The 230-nt window shown below is 64.3% G+C and carries 1 protein-coding gene; it reads left to right on the forward strand.

The window, feature by feature from the left end; translation table 11 throughout:
• Window positions 1-230: tetrahydrofolate dehydrogenase/cyclohydrolase catalytic domain-containing protein (locus KZZ04_RS20980; protein WP_306430600.1), on the forward strand; the 230-nt coding region annotated here is incomplete at both ends.

Consider the following 230-nt stretch of genomic DNA (forward strand, 5'->3'; position numbering starts at 1 on the left):
GTGGGTGAGGACCCGGCCAGTCAGGTCTACGTGCGCAACAAGATCCTGCGCGCTGAAGAGGCCGGGATCCGCTCGCTGGAGTACCGCTTGAGCGGTGACACCTCCCAAGCGCAGCTGCTTGAGCTGATCGCCGAATTGAACGCAGACGACGGCGTCAACGGCATCCTCCTGCAGTTGCCGCTGCCTGCACACATCGAAGAAACCCGCGCTCTGCAGGCCATTGCGCCGGG

The organism is Pseudoalteromonas sp. CR1, from assembly GCF_019392235.1.
Lineage (GTDB): Bacteria > Pseudomonadota > Gammaproteobacteria > Enterobacterales > Alteromonadaceae > Pseudoalteromonas.